Raw genomic sequence first — 18370 nt, 5'->3', positions numbered from 1 at the left:
GGCGTGCCGCCCGTATCCGGCATGGGTGGGGGCTGTGCTGGTCCGGTTGATGCGGGCGCGGGCTGGCGGTGGCATCGCATTCGGCGACTTCTGGGACGGGCGTCGTCGTCGCCGGCGGCGGCGGCGCGATCGGCTCCGCTCGGGAAGGGGGAGTCGTTGTAGCTGTCGGCGGTCGCGATGCGCGTGCGGCCGTGACGCAATCGTTCCGTCGCCGCCGTTTTTGAGGGCGCGGGTCCGGGTACTCGCCGTCCGCAACATCGTTCCCCGGATTCGAGGTGATGACATGAGCGATCGATCCGCCCCAACAGTGCGGCAGCTGACACCGGTGCAGTGGGCCGCTCTTCTCGTCGGCGCTGTCTTCCTCGTCGTCGGCATCGCCGGATTCATCCCCGGCATCACAACGAACTACGACACGCTCGCATGGGCGGGGCAAGACTCCGACGCGAAACTCATCGGACTTTTCGAAGTGTCGATTCTCCACAACATCGTCCACCTCATCTTCGGTGTGGCAGGTCTCGCGCTGGCCCGCGCAGTCACCACGGCACGGTGGTACCTGATCGTCGGCGGGATCGTCTACCTGGTGCTGTGGCTGTACGGGCTGTTCATCGACCAGAACAGCGACGCCAACTTCGTTCCTCTCAATACCGCCGACAACTGGCTCCACCTCGTTCTCGGGATTGTGATGGTTGCCGCCGGAGTTCTTCTCACCAGCGGGGCGCGCTCATACTCGCCGAATCCCCGCTGAGCCCCCATCTCAATTCGCGGCGGGTGGAGTAGTTCCGCGAACACTGTTCGAGGCTGTGCCCGCGCAGGCGATCGCCCCGCGGGGCGGGGCGATCGGGTGGGTTTTCGAATGAAGAAGGTGTGCACCGTTCGTTTGCTGCGTCATGTTCCTGTGACACCACCACCTTCCGTATCGGGTTCGAGGAAAGCCCACGGCAGAGAAGGGCTGCGGGTCAGGCGTCGATAGCCTTGGCTTCGCTCGAGCCGGTGATCTCGATTCTGCGGGGCTTGGCCTTCTCCGCGATGGGGATGGCCACTCGCAGCACGCCGTCGTTGTAGCCGGCCTCGATCCCGTCGGTGTCCAGGGTCTCGCCGAGGAACAGCTGTCGACTGAACACGCCACGCGGCCGCTCTGCCGACACCAGTTCTCGGTCGGGGTCGAGCTCCGGACGTTCGGCGTGGACGGTGAGCACGTTCTGCTCGACGTCGAGCGCGATCGAGTCGGCAGCGACGCCAGGCAGGTCGAACTCCGCGACGAACTTGTCACCTTCGCGCCATGCATCCAGCGGCATCACTGCGGGCCGCGCGACGGTGCCGAACACCTGCTGGGCGAGGCGATCGAAGTCGCGGAACGGATCGGTACGCATCAACATCATCGTCACCTCCAGGTTCTTCTCGTTCTAGGCATGTGGGGAAACTCCGCCAGAAGATCTGTTATTCCTCACACAGGATTAATGGTGTCACTCCTGCTAGATTGGGGCAAGAAGTGATCCGGTCAGGAGGCGTCATGGCGCACGAGTCCACCCCCCGATCCCGCCTGGGGGTCTACGGCATCTCGGTGGCGGCCCAATTGTCGGGAATCGACCCGCAGACGCTGCGACTGTACGAGCGGCGTGGTCTGCTCACGCCGGCACGCACCCAAGGGGGAAACCGCCGCTACAGCGACGACGATCTGGTTGCCCTGCAGCACATCGGAGAGTTGGCCGCCGCCGGGGTCAACATCGCCGGCATCGCCCACATCCTCGAACTCGAGGCCGACAAGCACAGGCTCGAGATCGACAACCGCAGACTCGTCCTCGACAACGCGCTGCTCCGTGAGGAACTCGCCGCTGCCACCGCCACATGACCGGACCGTCCCCGGGTTGCCGAATAGCGAGCGTTCATCGCCGAGCTAGATAGCCTTTCTATGTCACCTGATATAGATGTGCAATACACGATCCAGAGGTGTGTGGCGATTCGGCGTTGCGGTGGCGGTGCGCGGTGGGCCGCGCCCACACGCGGTGGGTGCGCTGTCGACAGCGAGGTGGGAAGCTGAGCGCCGCCCAAACCAAGACACGTCATCTTGCCGGGATTCTCGCAGGGGTCGAGCCCCCCCTGCCCTCTCGGTGGTAGAGGAGCCGATTCGGTGGCTACCGCAACAAAGACGTCCAAAGCTGTTGTTGCAGTGATGATTGCAGTCACCTCAGAGGGTTCTTGGAGGTGGACATGATGTTGATGCGCACTGATCCGTTCCGCGAGCTCGACCACTGGACTCCACACATGAAGGGGACATCCGCCCGCCCGGTGGCGATGCGCCGATGGACGCGTGGCGTGAAGGCGACTTTCGTCATCGAGTTCGACCTGCCGGGCGCATCGGTGGACTCACTGAACCTCGATGTCGAACGTAACGTTCTGACGGTTCGCTCCGAGCGTCCCGAACGCGATGGCGATGTCGACATGCTCGCCGCCGAGCGGCCCCGCGGGGTATTCAGCCGACAGTTGTTCCTCGGGGAGACCCTCGACACCGAGCGGATCGACGCTCACTATGCCGACGGCATCCTGCGGTTGACGATCCCGGTGGCGGAGAAGGCCAAGCCTCGCAAGATCGAGGTCAATACCGCCGCCGGCCGGGCAGCCATCGCCGTCGAGCACCGGCCGCTTCATTGCCGAGGAGGTGATACCCCTTCGTGATCGCATCCGATGAGTGTCTGCGGGGGCGGTTCGTACCACTTCCCCGTCACGGCGCGAACGGGAACACCCGCGGATTGCGCATCGCGCCTGCGCTATTGCCGCGTCACCAGCCCTTCCAACTGCGGTGCCGCAGGCTCCCGCCGCACGCGTAGCGGCGCGCTGCCGCTGGCCGGTGGCGTCGTCGCGGCCACGGTCGCGGTCCTCTCGGAGCCCATTCGTCCTCGTGCCGGGCTTCTCTTGAGCCGCAACCGGGAGGCAGGCGCGGAGCCCGACAGACCGGCTCGTGTCAGGACGCGCTACGTGCGCACGCCGTCGCTGGCACCGTCGACGCCCAGTCGGTTCTTGCGCTCGCCGTAGGCAACGAACTCGGCGGCGGTGGTGGCCGTTGCTCGGCGAAGTCGGGATCTGAACAGTTGTCCGCCGGCGAGGAGTCCAACGATCCCCCACGAGGCTGCGTCACCGCCCTTGTGCAGTTCGATGCTTCCGAGGACTCCGAAGGTGCCCATCACGGCAAAGGTCCATGCGGTGACGGTGATGACACCGGCCGGGTTACTCGACCGCTTGTGATGGACTCTGGACATTGCCTCCTCCCTTCCGCAACATGACCGGGGCGTCCGATGATCAGGTCAGCCCGGCGGCCGTGCATCCCGCGCATCCCGGACGGACGTAGGCCGCCCACCCACATCGCTCCGCTGAACAAACCCTCGCGTGGGAGGGCGAGGACCCGCACATCCAGCGACGACTACGGAGTGGCGCCGCGTGATGGGCGAGACCCGTGGCGCCCTCCGGAAGTAGGTAGCGTTGAGTGCTGCGATGAGGCCGAACACGAGTGTGCTCATCGCGAAGCGTGGCTGGCGCCGCCGGGAGGGCGTTACGGGCAGAGCGCGTGTGCCAGCATCTTCTCGAGATCGGGTCGAGTTTCGGGCGCCTGTGTCAGCACGATCGTCACGGCCCGGTCCCTCGTCGCTCCGGAGGTCGTGTAATACCCGGGTATTCCACCGCTGTGGCCGACGTAGCGGGTTCGGCACGGCAGATCGGTCGTTCCAACACCCAGCCCGTAACCGCGTCCCTCTTCCTCGCTCGCGCCGGACTGCGCCGCCGTCATCTCGGCGAATTGTGCTGCCGGGACGAGCTTTCCGTCCAGCAAGGCGCGCCAGAACGTGTTGAGGTCGTGTCCCGTCGACACCAGTGCTCCGGCCGACCAGGGAATCGACGGTTCGATACGGGAGACGTCGACGACACCGTCTTGTGTGGACTCGTAGCCGTGCGGGTGGTCGCCACGAATCTCTGTCTCTCCGGGACCCGGCAGGTATGTGTCGGACAGTCCCAGCGGGCCGATGATACGTGAGGTGAGCTCGTCGGAATAAGAACGGCCAGTGACTCGTTCGATGAGCATCCCCAACACGATGTAGTTGGTGTTGGTGTAGGCGAAGCGCGTGCCGGGCTCGAACTGCGGTGGCTGTCGGAGCGCGATCGCGACGGCCTCGGCCGGCGAGAGCGTTGTGTTCTGGGACGCCGCCACCAGCTCGTCGGCACCGGGTTGACCGGCGAACTCAGGAATTCCACTGCGATGCTGCAGGAGTTGACGAACAGTGATCACTCGGCCGTCGGTTCCGTTCGCGTTCAGTGCTCCCGGTAGGTACGTGTCGATCGGCGAGTCCAGCTGTACCCGGCCTTCGGAGACGAGCTGCAGCACGATCGTGGAGGTGAACGGCTTGGTGACACTGCCGATCCGGATCTGGCCCGCGTTGGGCATCGGTGCCCCGGTTGCGCGGTCGCCGACGCCGCTGGTGACGACGATCGTCGTGTGGTCGCCTTCGACGGTGGCCGCGGCACCGGCGACACCCGAGCCGGTGAGGGCGTTGAGGTCGTCCTGGAGGGCGTCGATGCGGGCGAACGCCGAACAGCCCGCGACCAGCAGCACGGTTCCGACAGCGAGGCCCGACAGGAGAAGTGGTGAGCGCATGCCGTCAAACGTATGGCGGCCGCTGGCGACGGACCATCGGTGAACACCCGGATCTCTACCCCATCTGTCCCCGAGGCAACTGTTTGCGTGTCATGCCGTTGTAGGCATCCGTTGCTCGGGAAAGCCCTTGCCGCTGGCCGGTGCCCAACCACTCCAACTCCGGTCGATTCAGCCCTGCCTGTACGCCGAAGGGGACTGCCCCGAGTTCAATTGACTCGGAGTCATTAGCAAACTGGCGGTCGGTTTCCGACTGGCGTGTGGGACCGTCGTCCCGCATAGTCCCTGGTGTGGACTCGCTCGTGGAACTGGTCACCGACGTCAACGACTTCTACTGGTACGGCGTCATCGTGCTGCTCGTCGGCCTGGGCTTGTACTTCACAGTGCGCTCCCGGTTCGTGCAGCTGCGACTGCTGCCGGACATGCTGCGGTCGGTCACCGAGCCCGCCGAGCAGTTGCCGGACGGAACCAAGGGCATCTCGGCGTTCCGTGCGTTCTCGATCTCCGCGGCGTCGCGGGTCGGGACGGGCAACATCGCCGGTGTCGCCATCGCGATCAGCGTCGGCGGACCCGGCGCGGTCTTCTGGATGTGGGTCATGGCGATCATCGGTGCGGCCAGCGCGTTCATCGAGTCCACGCTCGCCCAGGTCTACAAGATTCGAGACAAGGACGGCGGGTTCCGCGGCGGCCCGGCCTACTACATGCTGCACGGACTCCGCCGTCGCTGGATGGGTGTGATCTTCGCGGTCGTCATCACCGTGACGTACGGATTCGTATTCAATGCGGTCCAGACCAACTCGATCGTCGACGCGGTGTCCACCTCCCTCGAGACGGACGACCGCGGCGTGGCCATCGCGGTGGGAGTTGTCGTCGCAGGCCTCACGGCGGCGGTGATCTTCGGTGGCGTCCGCCGGATCTCTGCGGTCTCGCAGATCGTGGTGCCGGTGGTTGCGGGCGCATACCTGGCACTCGCGTTGCTGGTCGTGGTGCTCAACATCACCGAGGTGCCGGGCATGGTCACGCTGATCCTCGAGAACGCCTTCGGTATCCGGGAGGTTGTGAGCGGCGGCTTCGCGGCGGCGTTCATGAACGGCATCCGACGCGGCCTGTTCTCGAACGAGGCCGGCATGGGTTCGGCGCCCAACGCCGGTGCAACGGCCGCGGTTTCGCATCCCGTGAAGCAGGGCCTGGTGCAGAGCCTCGGCGTCTACTTCGACACGCTGCTGGTGTGCAGCGCGACGGCGTTCGTCATCCTGCTCTCGGATCCGGAGTACGGCACCAAAGCCGGGGCGTCGCTCACCCAGAACGCGCTCGGCGCGGAACTCGGCGGGTGGACGGTGCACTTCCTGACCGTCACGATCTTCTTCCTGGCGTTCACGTCGGTGATCGGCAACTACTACTACGGCGAGACCAACATCGAATTCCTCACCGAGTCCAAGCGGGTGCGGACGGGCTTCCGTGCCCTGGTGGTGGTGTGCGTGTTCGCCGGCGCGATCGGGTCGGTGCCTCTGGTGTGGGCGCTGGCCGACCTCGTGATGGGCGTGATGGTGACGGTGAATCTGCTGGCGCTGCTGCCGCTGTCGGGGGTCGCGTTCGTGCTGTTCCGTCACTACAGCCGACAGCGGGCCGACGGCAAGGATCCCACCTTCCATCGGGACGAGTTGCCGGAGATCGACGGCATCCAGGTGTGGGAGCAGACGACACCGGAGTCGGGGCAGGATGGCAGGATCTCTACTCATGGCTGAACAGACTCCTGCACCCGCGCCCACCGAACTGTGGGTCGAGCGCACCGGCACCCGTCTCTATACCGGCCGTAGCTCCCGCGGCGCCGAGGTACGCATCGGATCGGAATCGGTGGAGGGCGTCTTCACCCCCGGTGAGCTCCTCAAGATCGCCCTGGCCGCGTGCTCGGGCATGAGCTCGGACTTCCCGCTCTCGCGCCGGCTCGGCGACGACTACGACGCGACCATCCGCGTCTCGGGTGCGGCCGACCGCGAGAACGAGGTGTATCCGCACCTCGAGGAGACCCTCGAACTCGACCTCAGCGAACTCGAGCCGGAGGCCCAGGAACGGTTGGTCGCGCTCGTGGAGCGTTCGGTCGACAAGGTGTGCACCGTCGGCCGCACCCTCGAGGCGGGCACCACCGTCACCCTGAAGATCACGCGGGGCTAGGGCGTTCGGAGCCGTCCGTGACGGGTGTTGCGGGCGGCTCCGTCGTCGAATTGCCGACGGGTGCTCCCGGGCGGCGTGGCCCCAACGGGCAGGCCCGGACGGCGCTTCGTCGCGACGATCGGCGCGAGCGCTGCCAGACCGAGACCGCCGGTGAGCGCGACGTACAACCTGTTGACGCCGAACGACGACTCCGCGGCGGGTGCGGGGAACATTCTGAACAGCACCACGTTCGGGAAGGCGTCCATCGAAGGGTGGGCAACCACGGCGATCAAGGTGCTGGGGAAACCCGAAGATGGCCACCATCCGCCATCCGCCATCCGACACCGACACGCCACAACACGATTCGCTTCGCAAAGGCGACGAATAAGTCGTAGGTGGAGTGGAACGGAAACCACCGAGTGCGCTCCTCGGACAGCATGAACTGGGACCAGACGACCCGCGTGATGCCCTATGCGAGAACGAAATACGACGAGACGGGGTGGCGCGCGACTATTCCGGTCAACCCGGTCCGTGCCTCGGGTGGGGTGATCGCAGTCGTCATGGAAGTGTGCCCTTCGTCGGGAGATCCACGAACCGAAAGAATGTACGCCTCAGCGGGGCAACGCATCCGGGTTTCGTCGCTCGACCGACCATCTGTTTGGAAGAATCCCGTACCCTGCGGGGTCGGCTGTCGAAAGGGAGGACATCGTGCGGATACGGCGGACAGGACGATTCGGGGGCCTCGCGCTTGCAGGCGCCGTGGTGGCCGGGCTCGTGGCGGCCGGGCCGGCCGCGGCCGAGATGTCGAGCGCCCCGAGCACCTGCCCGCAGTGGAACGTCCGCACCGTCGCCTCCGGGTACGGGATGCTCGAGAACCTCGCATTCGACGGCACCGGCACGATGCTGCTGTCGGATTCGGCGCTCCTCGCGCCCGGTGCGATTCGCACGCTCGACGCGTCGGGGACGCGCGGCACGCTCGTCGAGCGCGTGCACGGTCCCGGTGGGCTCGTCGTCGCGGGTGACGACGCCTACTTCACCACCGGGAACGCCACGCTCTCCGGCGTGTTCGGGATCCCGGACGGCACCGTGGACGCCGTGAATCTGCGCACCCGGGAGCGGACGACCGTCGCGTCGGGCCTGGTGATGCCGAACGGCCTGACCCAGCTGGCCGACGGGGACCTGCTGACCACCCGCAACGTCGGGGCGCCCGGACTCACCCGGATTCCCGCCGACCGCCCCGGCTCGCCCGAGCTCGTGCGCACCGATCTGGGCACCGTCAACGGCATCGCCACCGCCGGTGACCGAGTGTTCCTCACCACCTCGTTCGATCCGGTGAACGGACTCGAGATCCTCGCCGCGGACGACCTGGACGGTCCGGTCCGGACGATTCCGTTGCCGGGCATCGGGCCGCTCGACGTCGCCGACGACCTCACCGTCGGCCCGGACGGCGCCGTCTACCTGGCGTACAACGTCGCGGGCAAGGTGCTGCGGGTGGAACCCGACAGCGGTGCCGCCTGCGTGATCGCGTCGGGCCTGACGCTCACATCCGCCGTGAAGTTCGGATCGGGACCGGGGTGGGATCCATACGCGCTGTACGCGACCGGATTCGACGGCACCGTACGCGAGCTGACCCCGCCCGTCCGATAATGGCAGCCATGGACGACTCCGATGCGACCGAACGCCTCACCGCCTGGGTCCACGGCTACGTCCAGGGTGTCGGGTTCCGGTGGTGGACACGCTCGCGCGCCCTCGAATTGAGGCTCGTCGGCCACGCCACCAACCACGCCGACGGCCGGGTGCTTGTGATCGCCGAGGGCCCGCGCGACGCGCTGGAACGGCTCCTGGCGCTGCTGCGATCAGGGCAGACGCCCGGCAGTGTCACCCTGGTCGTCGAGCACTTCGGTGCGGCACGCGGGGGTCTTTCCGGATTCGTCGAGCGCTGATCCGCCGGTAGAGTCCACCGTCATGCACCTGAAGAGTCTGACGTTGAAGGGATTCAAATCCTTCGCGTCCGCGACGACTCTGCGGTTCGAGCCCGGGATCACGTGCGTCGTCGGCCCGAACGGGTCGGGCAAGTCCAACGTCGTCGACGCACTCACGTGGGTGATGGGGGAGCAGGGCGCCAAGGCGCTGCGCGGCGGGAAGATGCAGGACGTCATCTTCGCCGGCACGGCGGGCCGGGCCCCGCTCGGCCGCGCCGAGGTCACGCTCACGATCGACAACTCCGACGGCGCATTGCCGATCGACTACTCCGAGGTCTCGATCACCCGCCGGATGTTCCGCGACGGCGCCGGCGAGTACGAGATCAACGGCAACTCGTGCCGGCTGATGGACGTGCAGGAACTGCTCAGCGACTCCGGCATCGGCCGCGAGATGCACGTCATCGTCGGGCAGGGACAACTCGCGGCGATCCTCGAATCGCGGCCCGAGGACCGGCGCGCGTTCATCGAGGAGGCCGCCGGCGTCCTCAAGCACCGCCGTCGCAAGGAGAAGGCGGTCCGCAAGCTCGACGCGATGCAGGCCAACCTCGCCCGGCTCACCGACCTCACCGCCGAACTGCGCCGCCAGCTCAAGCCGCTCGGCCGCCAGGCCGAGGTGGCCCGTCGGGCCCAGACCGTGCAGGCGGATCTGCGCGACGCGCGGCTGCGTCTGGCGGCCGACGACCTCGTCACCCGCCGCGCCGAGCTCGCGAACCAGACGCACGACGAGAAGCAGGCCCGGGAGCAGCAGGAGGCGGTCCAGGCCGCACTCGACGCGGCCACCGGCGGGCTCGGCGGACACGAGCAGGCCCTGGCCCGGCTCGCCCCGCAGGCCGAGGCCGCGGGACAGACGTGGTTCCAGCTGTCGGCGCTCGCCGAACGCGTCAGCGCGACCATCCGGATCGCGAGCGAACGCGCGCGGCACCTCGAGACCGAGCCGGTCGCCGGGCGCGGCCAGGACCCGGACGAGATGGAGGCCCGCGCCGAGCGGATCGCGCAGGAGGAGGCCGAACTCGTCGGGGCTGTCGAGGTGGCCCGCGCGACCCTCGAAGCGGCGCGTGAACAGCTCGCCGACCGGGAGGAGGCCGCCGCGGAGGCCGAGCGCGCGCATCTGGCCGCGGTCCGCGCGGTCGCGGACCGGCGGGAGGGGCTGGCCCGGCTCGCCGGGCAGGTGGAGACGCTGCGTACCCGCGCCGAATCCGTGGACGCCGAGGTGGCGCGCCTGGACCTTGCGATCGGGGAGGCGCGGCAACGCGGCGACGCGGCGCAGCTGGAGTTCGAGGCCGTCGAGGCCACGGTCGACGACCTCGACGCCGGTGAGGTCGGCCTGGACGGGCAGCACGAACGCGCCGTCGCGGCACTGGATCTCGTCACCGCACGCGTCGCCGAACTGCGGACCGCAGAGCGTGACGCCGGTCAGGAGGTGGCGTCGCTGAAGGCCCGGATCGACGCTCTCGCGATGGGGCTCGAACGCAAGGACGGCGGTGCGTGGCTGCTCGAACACCACCGCGACCGCGGGCTCACCGGCTCGGTGACCGAACTGCTCCGTGTCGAGCCCGGCTTCGAGGCCGCCGTCGCGGCCGTGCTCGGTCCCGCGTCCGACGCGATCGCCGCCGAGTCCGCGGCGGCTGCGGAGGCGGCCGTGCAGGCGCTCGCAGACGGCGACGGCGGTCGCGCCTCGATCGTCTTCCCGCTCGAACTGGCGACACCGGCACCGCCGCCGGCGCTTCCGGACGGGGCGCGATGGCTGGCCGGGGTCGTCGAGGTCCCCGACGGGGTACGCGCCGGCATCACGGCGCTCCTCGGCGGCGTCGCCGTGGTCGACTCACGTGCCGACGGCGTCGCACTGGTGCGCGAGGTGCCCTCGGCCCGGGCCGTCACCCGCGACGGCGACCTCGTCGGACCCGGCTGGATCACCGGCGGATCCGACCGTCGGCCCAGCACCCTCGAGGTACAGGCCGCGATCGATGCGTCGGTGACCGCGCTCGAGGCCGCCGAACGCCGCGCGCAGGAACTCACGGCGGCGCTCGCCGGGGCCGTCGCCGAGCAGGGCGACCGCGCCGAAGTGGCCGAGCAGACCCTCGCGGCGCTCCACGAATCCGACGCGACCATGGCCGCGGTCTACGAGCAGCTGGGGCGGCTGGGGCACGTCGTGCGCGGCGCCCGGGCCGAGTCCGAGCGGCTCGTCGCGCAGCGCGCCGAGGCCGAGGCCGGCCGGGGGGAGACGCTCGCGTCGCTCGCCGAACTCGAGGAGCGGTTGCGCCGCGCCGAGGACGAACAGGCCGGCGGCGACTCGTCGGATGTCGCGGCCGGTGACACCACCGACGTCGAGCGGGAGATGGCGGCCGCCGCGCTCGCGGAGGTTCGAGCCGTCGAGGTCGAGGCCCGGCTCGCGGTCCGGACCGCCGAGGAACGCGCGGAATCCGTTCGCGGCAAAGCGGATTCGTTGCGCCGGGCGGCGCAGGCCGAGCGGGAGGCGCGGGCCCGCGCGGAGCGGGCGCTGCGGGCGCGGCAGCAGGCGGCCGCGGTGGCGGCCGCGGTGGCGGAGGCCGGACGGAAGGTGGCCGCTCGGCTGGAGACTGTGGTCGCGGCGGCGGAGGCGCACCGCGACGAGCTCACCCGGCTGCGGTCCGCGCACACCGAGCAGGTCGAGACGCTCAAGGAGCAGGTCCGTCACCTCACCGCGCAGATGTCGGCGCTCACCGACGCCGTGCACCGCGACGAGGTGGCCCGCGCGCAGGCGGCGCTGCGGATCGAGCAGCTCGAGGAGACGATCCTCGAGCAGTACGCGATCGCGCCCGACGACCTGATCGCCGAATACGGCCCGGACGTCCCGCTGCCGCCGTCGGAGTTGGAGATCGCCGAGTACGAGCAGGCGCGCGAGCGTGGTGAGCAGGTGGTGGCCCCCACCCCGCAGCCGTACGACCGGGCGACGCAGGAACGTCGGGCCAAGCGCGCGGAGAAGGACCTCGCGACGCTCGGCAAGGTCAACCCGCTCGCACTCGAGGAGTTCGCGGCCCTCGAGGAGCGGTACAACTTCCTGTCCACCCAGCTCGAGGATGTCAAGAACGCCCGCAAGGACCTGCTCGGGGTGGTCGCCGACGTCGACGCCCGCATCCTGCAGATGTTCACCGACGCCTACGCCGACGTCGAGCGGGAGTTCGTCGAGGTGTTCGCGACCCTGTTCCCGGGTGGCGAGGGCCGGCTGGTCCTCACCGACCCGTCGGACATGCTCGCCACCGGCATCGACGTCGAAGCGCGGCCGCCCGGGAAGAAGGTCAAGCGGTTGTCGCTGCTGTCCGGCGGCGAGAAGTCGCTGACCGCCGTCGCGATGCTGGTGGCGATCTTCCGGGCCCGCCCGTCCCCGTTCTACGTGATGGACGAGGTGGAGGCCGCGCTCGACGACACGAACCTGCGGCGCCTGATCGGTCTGTTCGAACAGTTGCGGGAGAAGTCCCAACTGATCGTGATCACCCACCAGAAGCCGACGATGGAGGTCGCCGACGCGCTCTACGGCGTCAGCATGCGCGGCGACGGCATCACCACCGTCATCTCGCAGCGACTGCGCGGCCAGGACCTGGTTGCCGGGTGAACCCGGCACCGTCACCACGTGCGTGCACCCCGCACGTCCACACCCGAACTACATGGGAGAACCGATGAACGCCTACAACTTCCCCGTCCAGGCCGCCGACGGGACCACCGAGGACCTGAGCGCGTACAAGGGCAAGCTGCTGCTGATCGTCAACGTGGCGAGCAAGTGCGGACTCACGCCGCAGTACGAGGGCCTGGAAGCGCTGTACCAGGCGAACAAGGACCGTGGGCTGCAGATCGTCGGGTTCCCGTGCAACCAGTTCGGGGAGCAGGAGCCCGGCGACAATGCCGAGATCCAGCAGTTCTGCAGCCTCAACTACAACGTCACCTTCCCGGTGTACGCGAAGCTCGAGGTCAACGGGGAGGGCGCACACCCGCTGTACCAGTACCTGCGTGCCGCGGCCCCCGGCGACTTCGGCCCCGACCACGGCTTCCTCTTCGAGCACGTCAGCAAGACCCGCCCCGAGGCGATCGGCACCGACGAGGTGAAGTGGAACTTCACGAAGTTCCTCGTCGACCGGGACGGCGAGGTCGTTCGCCGCTTCGAACCCACCGTCACCCCCGAGCAGATCGCCGAGGAGATCGCCGAACTGCTTCGGTGAAAGAGCTGAAAGGCTCAGGCGGCCGGTTACACATCTCACGTTCTAGTCGCAACCGGACTGCATAATTCGAGGTGCTGCCGTGTGAGGGGGTCACATATGTTGCCTTGCACATAGTTCCCAACTCCTCATGGTAAAAACGACGGTCGCAGGTCCACCACTGACGCGATGTGGTGGTGGACCTGCGATCGCGGATTACAATCCGCGTCGGCGTTCATGCTCGTTCAATCAGGGATACAAGGAGATCGGCGTTGCCCCTAATTTACCTGCCGACGACGGGGTTTTGCGCCGAGGGCGCTAGTCCGTTGGACTCGTCACCTGCCGACTGGATAGCTTGGCACTTCACTGACGTGCAGAACATCCAGTCAATAGCAGATCGAGGTTCTCTCGTGTGCCATAACGCTGGCCTCCAACATGTCGATCTTGCCGACGCCGGAATCAAGCACAGTCGGCTGTCGCGGACGGTTGATCTCGCCCCGCCTTATCCGCCTGCAACAGTCGGGCAGCACGTGCCCTTTTACTTCGCTCCTCGCAGCCCAATGCTGTATCGCATAATGATGGAGCGGTCCGGCCAAGAATCGTTGGTCTTCTTTGGAGTACGCGTGGGCGGGATCGCGGGAGGCGGTCACTTGTGGTGTGCAGCCAACGGTAACGCGCGTTCCATGTTGACCGAATTTTCGAATGATCTAGGTGCTCTTGGTAGCTTCGTAGACACTCGCGCGTTGTCCGTGAGCTCTTGGAAGGATGAGGACGATTCTGATCTCGGAAGACGCAGGCAGGCGGAGCTGCTGGTTCATGACAGCGTACCGTTGAGCGCAGTCGCTTATGTTGTGTGCAAGTCCGGCAGCAGGCTGTCGGAGGTACACGGGACACTGAGTGCGCAGGCTGTGAATGCGTCCTTCATGGTTCTGTCGTCGAACTACTTCTGAGGAGGGTTTCTGTTGATCATTGAGTCGTCAGGTGACCTTCTCAACGCACAGACCGACGCGATCGTGAACACAGTGAACTGTGTTGGGGTGATGGGGAAAGGGATTGCCCTGCAGGTAAAGCGCCGGTATCCCGCTGTATTCAAGGCTTACGAGCAGGCGTGCAAAGCAGGTGACGTGCGTATCGGCACGATGCTTCCGGTTCCCACAGGTGAGTTGGGGACACCCCAGTGGGTCGTGAACTTCCCGACTAAGACGCACTGGAGGTCGGCATCGAAGCTGTCATACATCTCTGAGGGACTTGAGGATCTGAAGCTTGTCATCGAACGACTCGGGCTGCGGTCGATCGCCGTGCCTCCTCTCGGAGCGGGTAACGGTGGTCTCGATTGGTCCCACGTGGAGCCGTTGATCCGGACCGCGTTCGAGGGGTTGCCAGTGGAAGTCCATCTTTACTCTCCTTCGGGGGCCCCGCGACCTTTGCGTAGTACCGCCAAGCGGTTAAACATGACACGTGGGCGGGCTACCGTTCTTGCACTAATGGATAACTACTGTGAGCGCCGCGGTGCAATCGAGCCGCTTGCGGATAAGGCTCTGTCGCACCTAGAACTCCAGAAACTTCTCTATTTCGCGGACTACTTCGATCCATCCCTCCGTCTGAGGTTCGCTCCGGGCCGCTATGGTCCGTACAGCGACGTACTGCGGATCGTCATTCGTGACATGGAAGGGGAGTTCGTCTCCGGGTTTGGTGATGGAACAGACAAAGTTCTCAATCTATCGCCGATCAGTCTCACGGACGAAGGTAGAAACCGTCTTGTCGACTATCTTGACCGACCGGATTCTAGGAAAGTAACTGACCTCGTTGATCGGGTAATGCGAGTAGTCGGTGGTTTCGAGGAACCCTACGGGGTCGAACTTCTCGCCAGCACTCACTGGGTGGCCGCCCACGAGGGCGCCCGAACCCTGGAGGCTGCAAGTGCAGCGGTTCGCACGTGGACCCAACGTAAGGGACGGATCTTCACTGACCGCCATGTCTCGATCGCGTTAGGTCATCTGCAGAAGGTGGACAACCTGAGCTAGCTCCAAACTGCGTCAGCCAGCCGCGCGCGAAGATTCCCGGACGTCAGTGCAAGGCGTTGAATGTTGCGCATGCCACCATAGGCTGGGACCTCTGCTGGGCGTCCGATGAAGGACGTGGCCCAGTTTCCCCGACAACGAAGCATGGTCTAGCGAACTTGCACGCTCGCGTTGCGCTCTGTCGGGGTGACAGACGTCGAATGACTTGCCCGGAGACGTCACGAACCCGGGCAGCCTGACAGGATGGCGGTGTGACTACCGGAGCCTGGATAGCAATAGCGGCCGTACTGGCCGTCCTCGTCGTGGCGCTCGTCGTCGGCCTGACCATCGCGCGGCGCCGCCGCATCAGCCTCACCGCGGCGCCCGAGAAGCCCGAGCTGACGGAGAAGCCGAAGGACCGTTCGGGCGGATACCAAGCCGGTGGCGGCTTCAACTTCAGTCAGGGGCCGACGGCCACCGCACCGCCCAAGGTGCCCCCGGCCGCGCCCAAGACGCCCCCGGCCCCGCCGGTTCCTCCGGTTGCGCCCCCGGTCCCGCCGGCTGCGCCGGAGCCCGCCCCCGAGGCGAAGCCCGCGGTCGCGCCCGAGCCGAAGCCCGCGGTCGCGCCCGAGCCGGTCGTCGAGGAGCCGAAGCCGGTCGTGGAGCCCGAGGCGCCCGTCGCCGACACCGAGGCCCCCGTTGCGGAGCCCGAGGCACCGGTCGCCCCGGCCGAGCCCACGGTTGCGCCCGAGCCCGTCGTCGAGGAACCGGCGGCCGTCGAGCCCGAAGCACCCGTCGCGGAGCCGGAACCGGTCGCCCCGGCGGAACCCGTCGCAGAGCCCGTCGCGGAGCCCGTCGCCCCGGCCGAGCCGGAGGCGGCACCCGCCCCGGTCATCGAGGAGATCGCACCGACCGCGGGCCGGCTCGATCGCCTGCGCGGTCGGCTGTCGCGGTCTCAGAACGCGGTCGGCAAGAGCCTGTTGGGCCTGCTCGGCGGCGGCGACCTCGACGAGGATTCGTGGGAAGAGGTCGAGGACACGCTGCTGATCGCTGACCTCGGCACCGCGACCACCACCAAGGTCGTCGAGCGGCTGCGCGCGGAGATGGCGTCGCGCGGCGTGCGCACCGAGGCCGAGGCCCGGGCGCTGCTGCGTGAAGTCCTCGTCGACGAGCTGCATCCCGAGATGGATCGCTCCATCCACGCCCTGCCGCACGGTGACCACCCGGCCGTGCTGCTGGTCGTCGGCGTCAACGGCACCGGCAAGACCACCACCACCGGCAAGCTGGCGCGCGTCCTCGTCGCGGACGGCCGCCGTGTCCTGCTCGGCGCCGCCGACACGTTCCGCGCCGCCGCGGCCGATCAGCTGCAGACGTGGGCCGAACGGGTGGGCGCCGGAGTCGTCCGCGGCAAGGAGGGCGGCGACCCGGCCGCGATCGCGTTCGACTCGGTCGCCAAGGGCATCGAGGACGGCGTCGACGTCGTCGTCATCGACACCGCCGGACGTCTGCACACCAAGACCGGCCTGATGGACGAGCTCGGCAAGGTCAAGCGTGTGGTGGAGAAGAAGGCCGCCGTCGACGACGTCCTGCTGGTGCTCGACGCCACCGTCGGTCAGAACGGCCTGATGCAGGCCCGCGTGTTCGCCGAGGTCGTCGACATCACCGGCGTCGCGCTCACCAAGCTCGACGGGACCGCGAAGGGCGGCATCGTCTTCCAGGTCCAGAACGAGCTCGGTGTGCCGGTCAAGCTCGTCGGACTCGGCGAGGGCGCCGACGACCTGGCCCCCTTCGAGCCGGAGGCCTTCGTCGACGCGCTGCTCGGCTGAGATTCCTTCACACACCGCTGCCCGGTCCCGTGTTTCGGGGCCGGGCAGTGGCGTTTTCGGTGGTTTCGAACGCTTCGGTCGGATTCGGTGACGTCGCGAAACCCGACTGCAACACAACCCGCCGATCCGTTCACCTATCCGAAACTCAGCGAAACCACGAATGAAACACCATGTGAGCACTCTTTCTCTTCAGTACGGCACGACTGTCACGACATGAATGACGAGGAGGCTCACCGTGGACTTTCCCACCATCGGAGCCCCGGACACCGGGGACACCGCGTGGATGCTCACCAGCGCCGCGCTGGTGCTCTTGATGACGCCGGGCGTCGCGTTCTTCTACGGCGGCATGGTCCGCGCGAAGAGCGTGCTGAACATGATCATGATGAGCGTCGGCGCGATGGGGGTCGTCGGCATTCTCTGGGTGCTGTTCGGCTACTCCATGGCTTTCGGTGACGACAAGGGCGGGGTCGTCGGGGATCCGACCGAGTTCTTCGGACTCAAGGGCTTGTTCGGCGGGCAGTACCTCGCCGACGCGCATACGGGCGCGGAAGTGTCCATCCCGTTGGTCGGCACCATCCCGGCTCTCGTGTTCGTCGCCTTCCAGGCGATGTTCGCGATCATCACCGTCGCCCTCATCTCGGGCGCGGTGGCCGATCGCATGAAGTTCGGGGCCTGGCTGCTGTTCGCCGGCCTGTGGGCGACGATCGTGTACTTCCCGGTCGCTCACTGGGTGTTCTCCTTCGACGGCGTGACCGCCGAGAACGGCGGCTGGATCGCCAACAAGCTGAAGGTCATCGACTTCGCCGGCGGAACCGCGGTGCACATCAACGCCGGTGTCGCGGGTCTGGTCCTGGCGCTGATGCTCGGCAAGCGTCGCGGCTGGCCCAAGACGCCGTTCCGGCCGCACAACCTGCCGTTCGTGATGCTCGGCGCCGCGCTGCTGTGGTTCGGCTGGTTCGGCTTCAACGCGGGCTCCGCGCTCGGCGCGAACGGGGTCGCCGGCGCCGCGTTCGTCACCACCGTCGTCGCCACCTGCGCCGCGATGCTCGCGTGGCTGCTGGTGGAGAAGCTCCGCGACGGTCACGCCACCACCCTCGGCGGCGCGTCCGGCATCGTTGCGGGCCTGGTCGCCATCACCCCGGCCTGCTCGTCGGTCGACATCATCGGCGCGATCGTCGTCGGTGTCGCCGCCGGTGCGCTGTGCGCCCTCGCGGTCGGCCTCAAGTACCGCTTCGGGTACGACGACTCGCTCGACGTGGTCGGCGTCCACCTGGTCGGTGGTCTCGTCGGCACGCTGCTGGTCGGAGTGGTCGCAACCGATGCCGCACCGGCCGGTGTGAACGGGCTGTTCTACGGCGGTGGATTCGACCAGTTGTGGCGTCAGGCGGTCGGCGCGGGCGCCGTGCTCATCTACTCCTTCATCGCTACAGGCGTCATCGCGCTTATCGTGAAGGCCACGATCGGACTGCGAGTACGTGCCGAGGCCGAGGCTCGCGGCGTGGACGAGAGCGAACACGCCGAGAGTGCCTACGACTTCGTCGCGCTCGCCGGAAGCCCGGTCCAGGGACGCACGCCGGCGCCCATCACCGTTGCTGCCAGGGAGGCATAG

17 protein-coding genes are annotated in these 18370 nt (G+C 67.4%); 13 read left to right on the top strand and 4 right to left on the bottom strand.

The features are described from left to right. Nucleotides 1–283 precede the first annotated feature (283 nt). Nucleotides 284–745, top strand: coding sequence for a DUF4383 domain-containing protein (locus ABTV10_RS16745; protein WP_499028647.1), 462 nt, complete (start codon nt 284–286; stop codon nt 743–745). Nucleotides 746–956: 211 nt separating this feature from the next. On the opposite strand, the gene ABTV10_RS16740 is transcribed toward ABTV10_RS16745, so the two are convergent. Further along, complete coding sequence (locus tag ABTV10_RS16740; RefSeq protein ID WP_499028645.1) at nt 957–1370, bottom strand: Hsp20/alpha crystallin family protein; 414 nt, start codon at nt 1368–1370, stop codon at nt 957–959. A gap of 140 nt (nt 1371–1510) precedes the next feature. Between ABTV10_RS16740 and ABTV10_RS16735 the strand changes: the two genes are divergently transcribed. Both ABTV10_RS16735 and ABTV10_RS16730 read left to right on the top strand, forming a co-directional pair. Beyond that, nucleotides 1511–1849 carry a MerR family transcriptional regulator gene (locus tag ABTV10_RS16735; protein WP_499028643.1) on the top strand — a complete coding sequence of 113 codons (339 nt, stop codon included), beginning with the start codon at nt 1511–1513 and terminating at the stop codon, nt 1847–1849. A gap of 359 nt (nt 1850–2208) precedes the next feature. Further along, the gene (locus tag ABTV10_RS16730; RefSeq protein WP_499035192.1) at nt 2209–2673 is read left to right on the top strand and encodes an Hsp20/alpha crystallin family protein; all 465 of its coding nucleotides are present in this window, start codon (nt 2209–2211) and stop codon (nt 2671–2673) included. A gap of 296 nt (nt 2674–2969) precedes the next feature. Here ABTV10_RS16730 and ABTV10_RS16725 read toward each other — a convergent pair whose 3' ends face one another. Together ABTV10_RS16725 and ABTV10_RS16720 are read right to left on the bottom strand one after the other, a co-directional pair. Then, nucleotides 2970–3254: a hypothetical protein gene (locus tag ABTV10_RS16725; RefSeq protein ID WP_499028641.1), complete on the bottom strand. Its 285-nt coding sequence runs from the start codon at nt 3252–3254 to the stop codon at nt 2970–2972. Between the two features lie 290 nt (nt 3255–3544). After that, nucleotides 3545–4639 (bottom strand): serine hydrolase domain-containing protein, encoded by a 1095-nt coding sequence (locus ABTV10_RS16720; RefSeq protein ID WP_499028639.1) that lies wholly within the window; start codon nt 4637–4639, stop codon nt 3545–3547. Between the two features lie 287 nt (nt 4640–4926). On the opposite strand from ABTV10_RS16720, the gene ABTV10_RS16715 reads away from it, so the two are divergent. Further along, nucleotides 4927–6381: an alanine/glycine:cation symporter family protein gene (locus ABTV10_RS16715; RefSeq protein WP_499028638.1), complete on the top strand. Its 1455-nt coding sequence runs from the start codon at nt 4927–4929 to the stop codon at nt 6379–6381. Continuing rightward, on the top strand, nt 6374–6808 hold the full coding sequence (locus tag ABTV10_RS16710) for an OsmC family protein (RefSeq protein ID WP_499028636.1): 435 nt from the start codon (nt 6374–6376) through the stop codon (nt 6806–6808). Before ABTV10_RS16715 ends, ABTV10_RS16710 begins: the two co-directional genes overlap by 8 nt. Here ABTV10_RS16710 and ABTV10_RS16705 read toward each other — a convergent pair. Then, entirely contained in the window at nt 6805–7071 is a 267-nt protein-coding gene (locus tag ABTV10_RS16705; RefSeq protein ID WP_499028635.1) for a hypothetical protein, read from the bottom strand. The genes ABTV10_RS16710 and ABTV10_RS16705 overlap by 4 nt on opposite strands. A gap of 478 nt (nt 7072–7549) precedes the next feature. Here ABTV10_RS16705 and ABTV10_RS16700 point away from each other — a divergent pair, with 478 nt between their 5' ends. The 8 genes from ABTV10_RS16700 (at nt 7550) to ABTV10_RS16665 (ending at nt 18370) form a co-directional block, all read left to right on the top strand. Then, complete coding sequence (locus tag ABTV10_RS16700) at nt 7550–8434, top strand: SMP-30/gluconolactonase/LRE family protein (RefSeq protein ID WP_499028634.1); 885 nt, start codon at nt 7550–7552, stop codon at nt 8432–8434. Nucleotides 8435–8442: 8 nt separating this feature from the next. Further along, on the top strand, nt 8443–8730 hold the full coding sequence (locus ABTV10_RS16695) for an acylphosphatase (protein ID WP_433605666.1): 288 nt from the start codon (nt 8443–8445) through the stop codon (nt 8728–8730). A 22-nt stretch (nt 8731–8752) separates the two neighbouring features. Then, the gene (gene smc, locus ABTV10_RS16690) at nt 8753–12358 is read left to right on the top strand and encodes a chromosome segregation protein SMC (RefSeq protein WP_499028633.1); all 3606 of its coding nucleotides are present in this window, start codon (nt 8753–8755) and stop codon (nt 12356–12358) included. A gap of 64 nt (nt 12359–12422) precedes the next feature. Then, nucleotides 12423–12959, top strand: coding sequence for a glutathione peroxidase (locus tag ABTV10_RS16685; protein WP_499028632.1), 537 nt, complete (start codon nt 12423–12425; stop codon nt 12957–12959). A 167-nt stretch (nt 12960–13126) separates the two neighbouring features. Beyond that, nucleotides 13127–13885, top strand: a complete 759-nt coding sequence (locus ABTV10_RS16680; protein ID WP_499028630.1) for a DUF4433 domain-containing protein — start codon at nt 13127–13129, stop codon at nt 13883–13885. Nucleotides 13886–13897: 12 nt separating this feature from the next. Continuing rightward, nucleotides 13898–14959: a type II toxin-antitoxin system antitoxin DNA ADP-ribosyl glycohydrolase DarG gene (darG, locus tag ABTV10_RS16675; protein ID WP_499028627.1), complete on the top strand. Its 1062-nt coding sequence runs from the start codon at nt 13898–13900 to the stop codon at nt 14957–14959. Nucleotides 14960–15207: 248 nt separating this feature from the next. Next, entirely contained in the window at nt 15208–16761 is a 1554-nt protein-coding gene (gene ftsY / locus ABTV10_RS16670; protein WP_499028624.1) for a signal recognition particle-docking protein FtsY, read from the top strand. A gap of 235 nt (nt 16762–16996) precedes the next feature. Next, nucleotides 16997–18370, top strand: coding sequence for an ammonium transporter (locus tag ABTV10_RS16665; RefSeq protein WP_499028622.1), 1374 nt, complete (start codon nt 16997–16999; stop codon nt 18368–18370).

This window comes from Paraburkholderia sp. RHO2 (assembly GCF_050955445.1).
GTDB lineage: Bacteria > Actinomycetota > Actinomycetes > Mycobacteriales > Mycobacteriaceae > Prescottella > Prescottella agglutinans_A.
This window is presented reverse-complemented; position numbering and strand designations above follow the sequence as displayed.

Excerpts from the sequence above, each read along its gene's own strand:
- ABTV10_RS16745 (WP_499028647.1), top strand. The coding sequence starts at position 284 with ATGAGCGATCGATCCGCCCCAACAGTGCGGCAGCTGACACCGGTGCAG.
- ABTV10_RS16740 (WP_499028645.1), bottom strand. The coding sequence starts at position 1,370 with ATGCGTACCGATCCGTTCCGCGACTTCGATCGCCTCGCCCAGCAGGTG.
- ABTV10_RS16735 (WP_499028643.1), top strand. The coding sequence starts at position 1,511 with ATGGCGCACGAGTCCACCCCCCGATCCCGCCTGGGGGTCTACGGCATC.
- ABTV10_RS16730 (WP_499035192.1), top strand. The coding sequence starts at position 2,209 with ATGATGTTGATGCGCACTGATCCGTTCCGCGAGCTCGACCACTGGACT.
- ABTV10_RS16725 (WP_499028641.1), bottom strand. The coding sequence starts at position 3,254 with ATGTCCAGAGTCCATCACAAGCGGTCGAGTAACCCGGCCGGTGTCATC.
- ABTV10_RS16720 (WP_499028639.1), bottom strand. The coding sequence starts at position 4,639 with ATGCGCTCACCACTTCTCCTGTCGGGCCTCGCTGTCGGAACCGTGCTG.
- ABTV10_RS16710 (WP_499028636.1), top strand. The coding sequence starts at position 6,374 with ATGGCTGAACAGACTCCTGCACCCGCGCCCACCGAACTGTGGGTCGAG.
- ABTV10_RS16695 (WP_433605666.1), top strand. The coding sequence starts at position 8,443 with ATGGACGACTCCGATGCGACCGAACGCCTCACCGCCTGGGTCCACGGC.
- smc (WP_499028633.1), top strand. The coding sequence starts at position 8,753 with ATGCACCTGAAGAGTCTGACGTTGAAGGGATTCAAATCCTTCGCGTCC.
- ABTV10_RS16685 (WP_499028632.1), top strand. The coding sequence starts at position 12,423 with ATGAACGCCTACAACTTCCCCGTCCAGGCCGCCGACGGGACCACCGAG.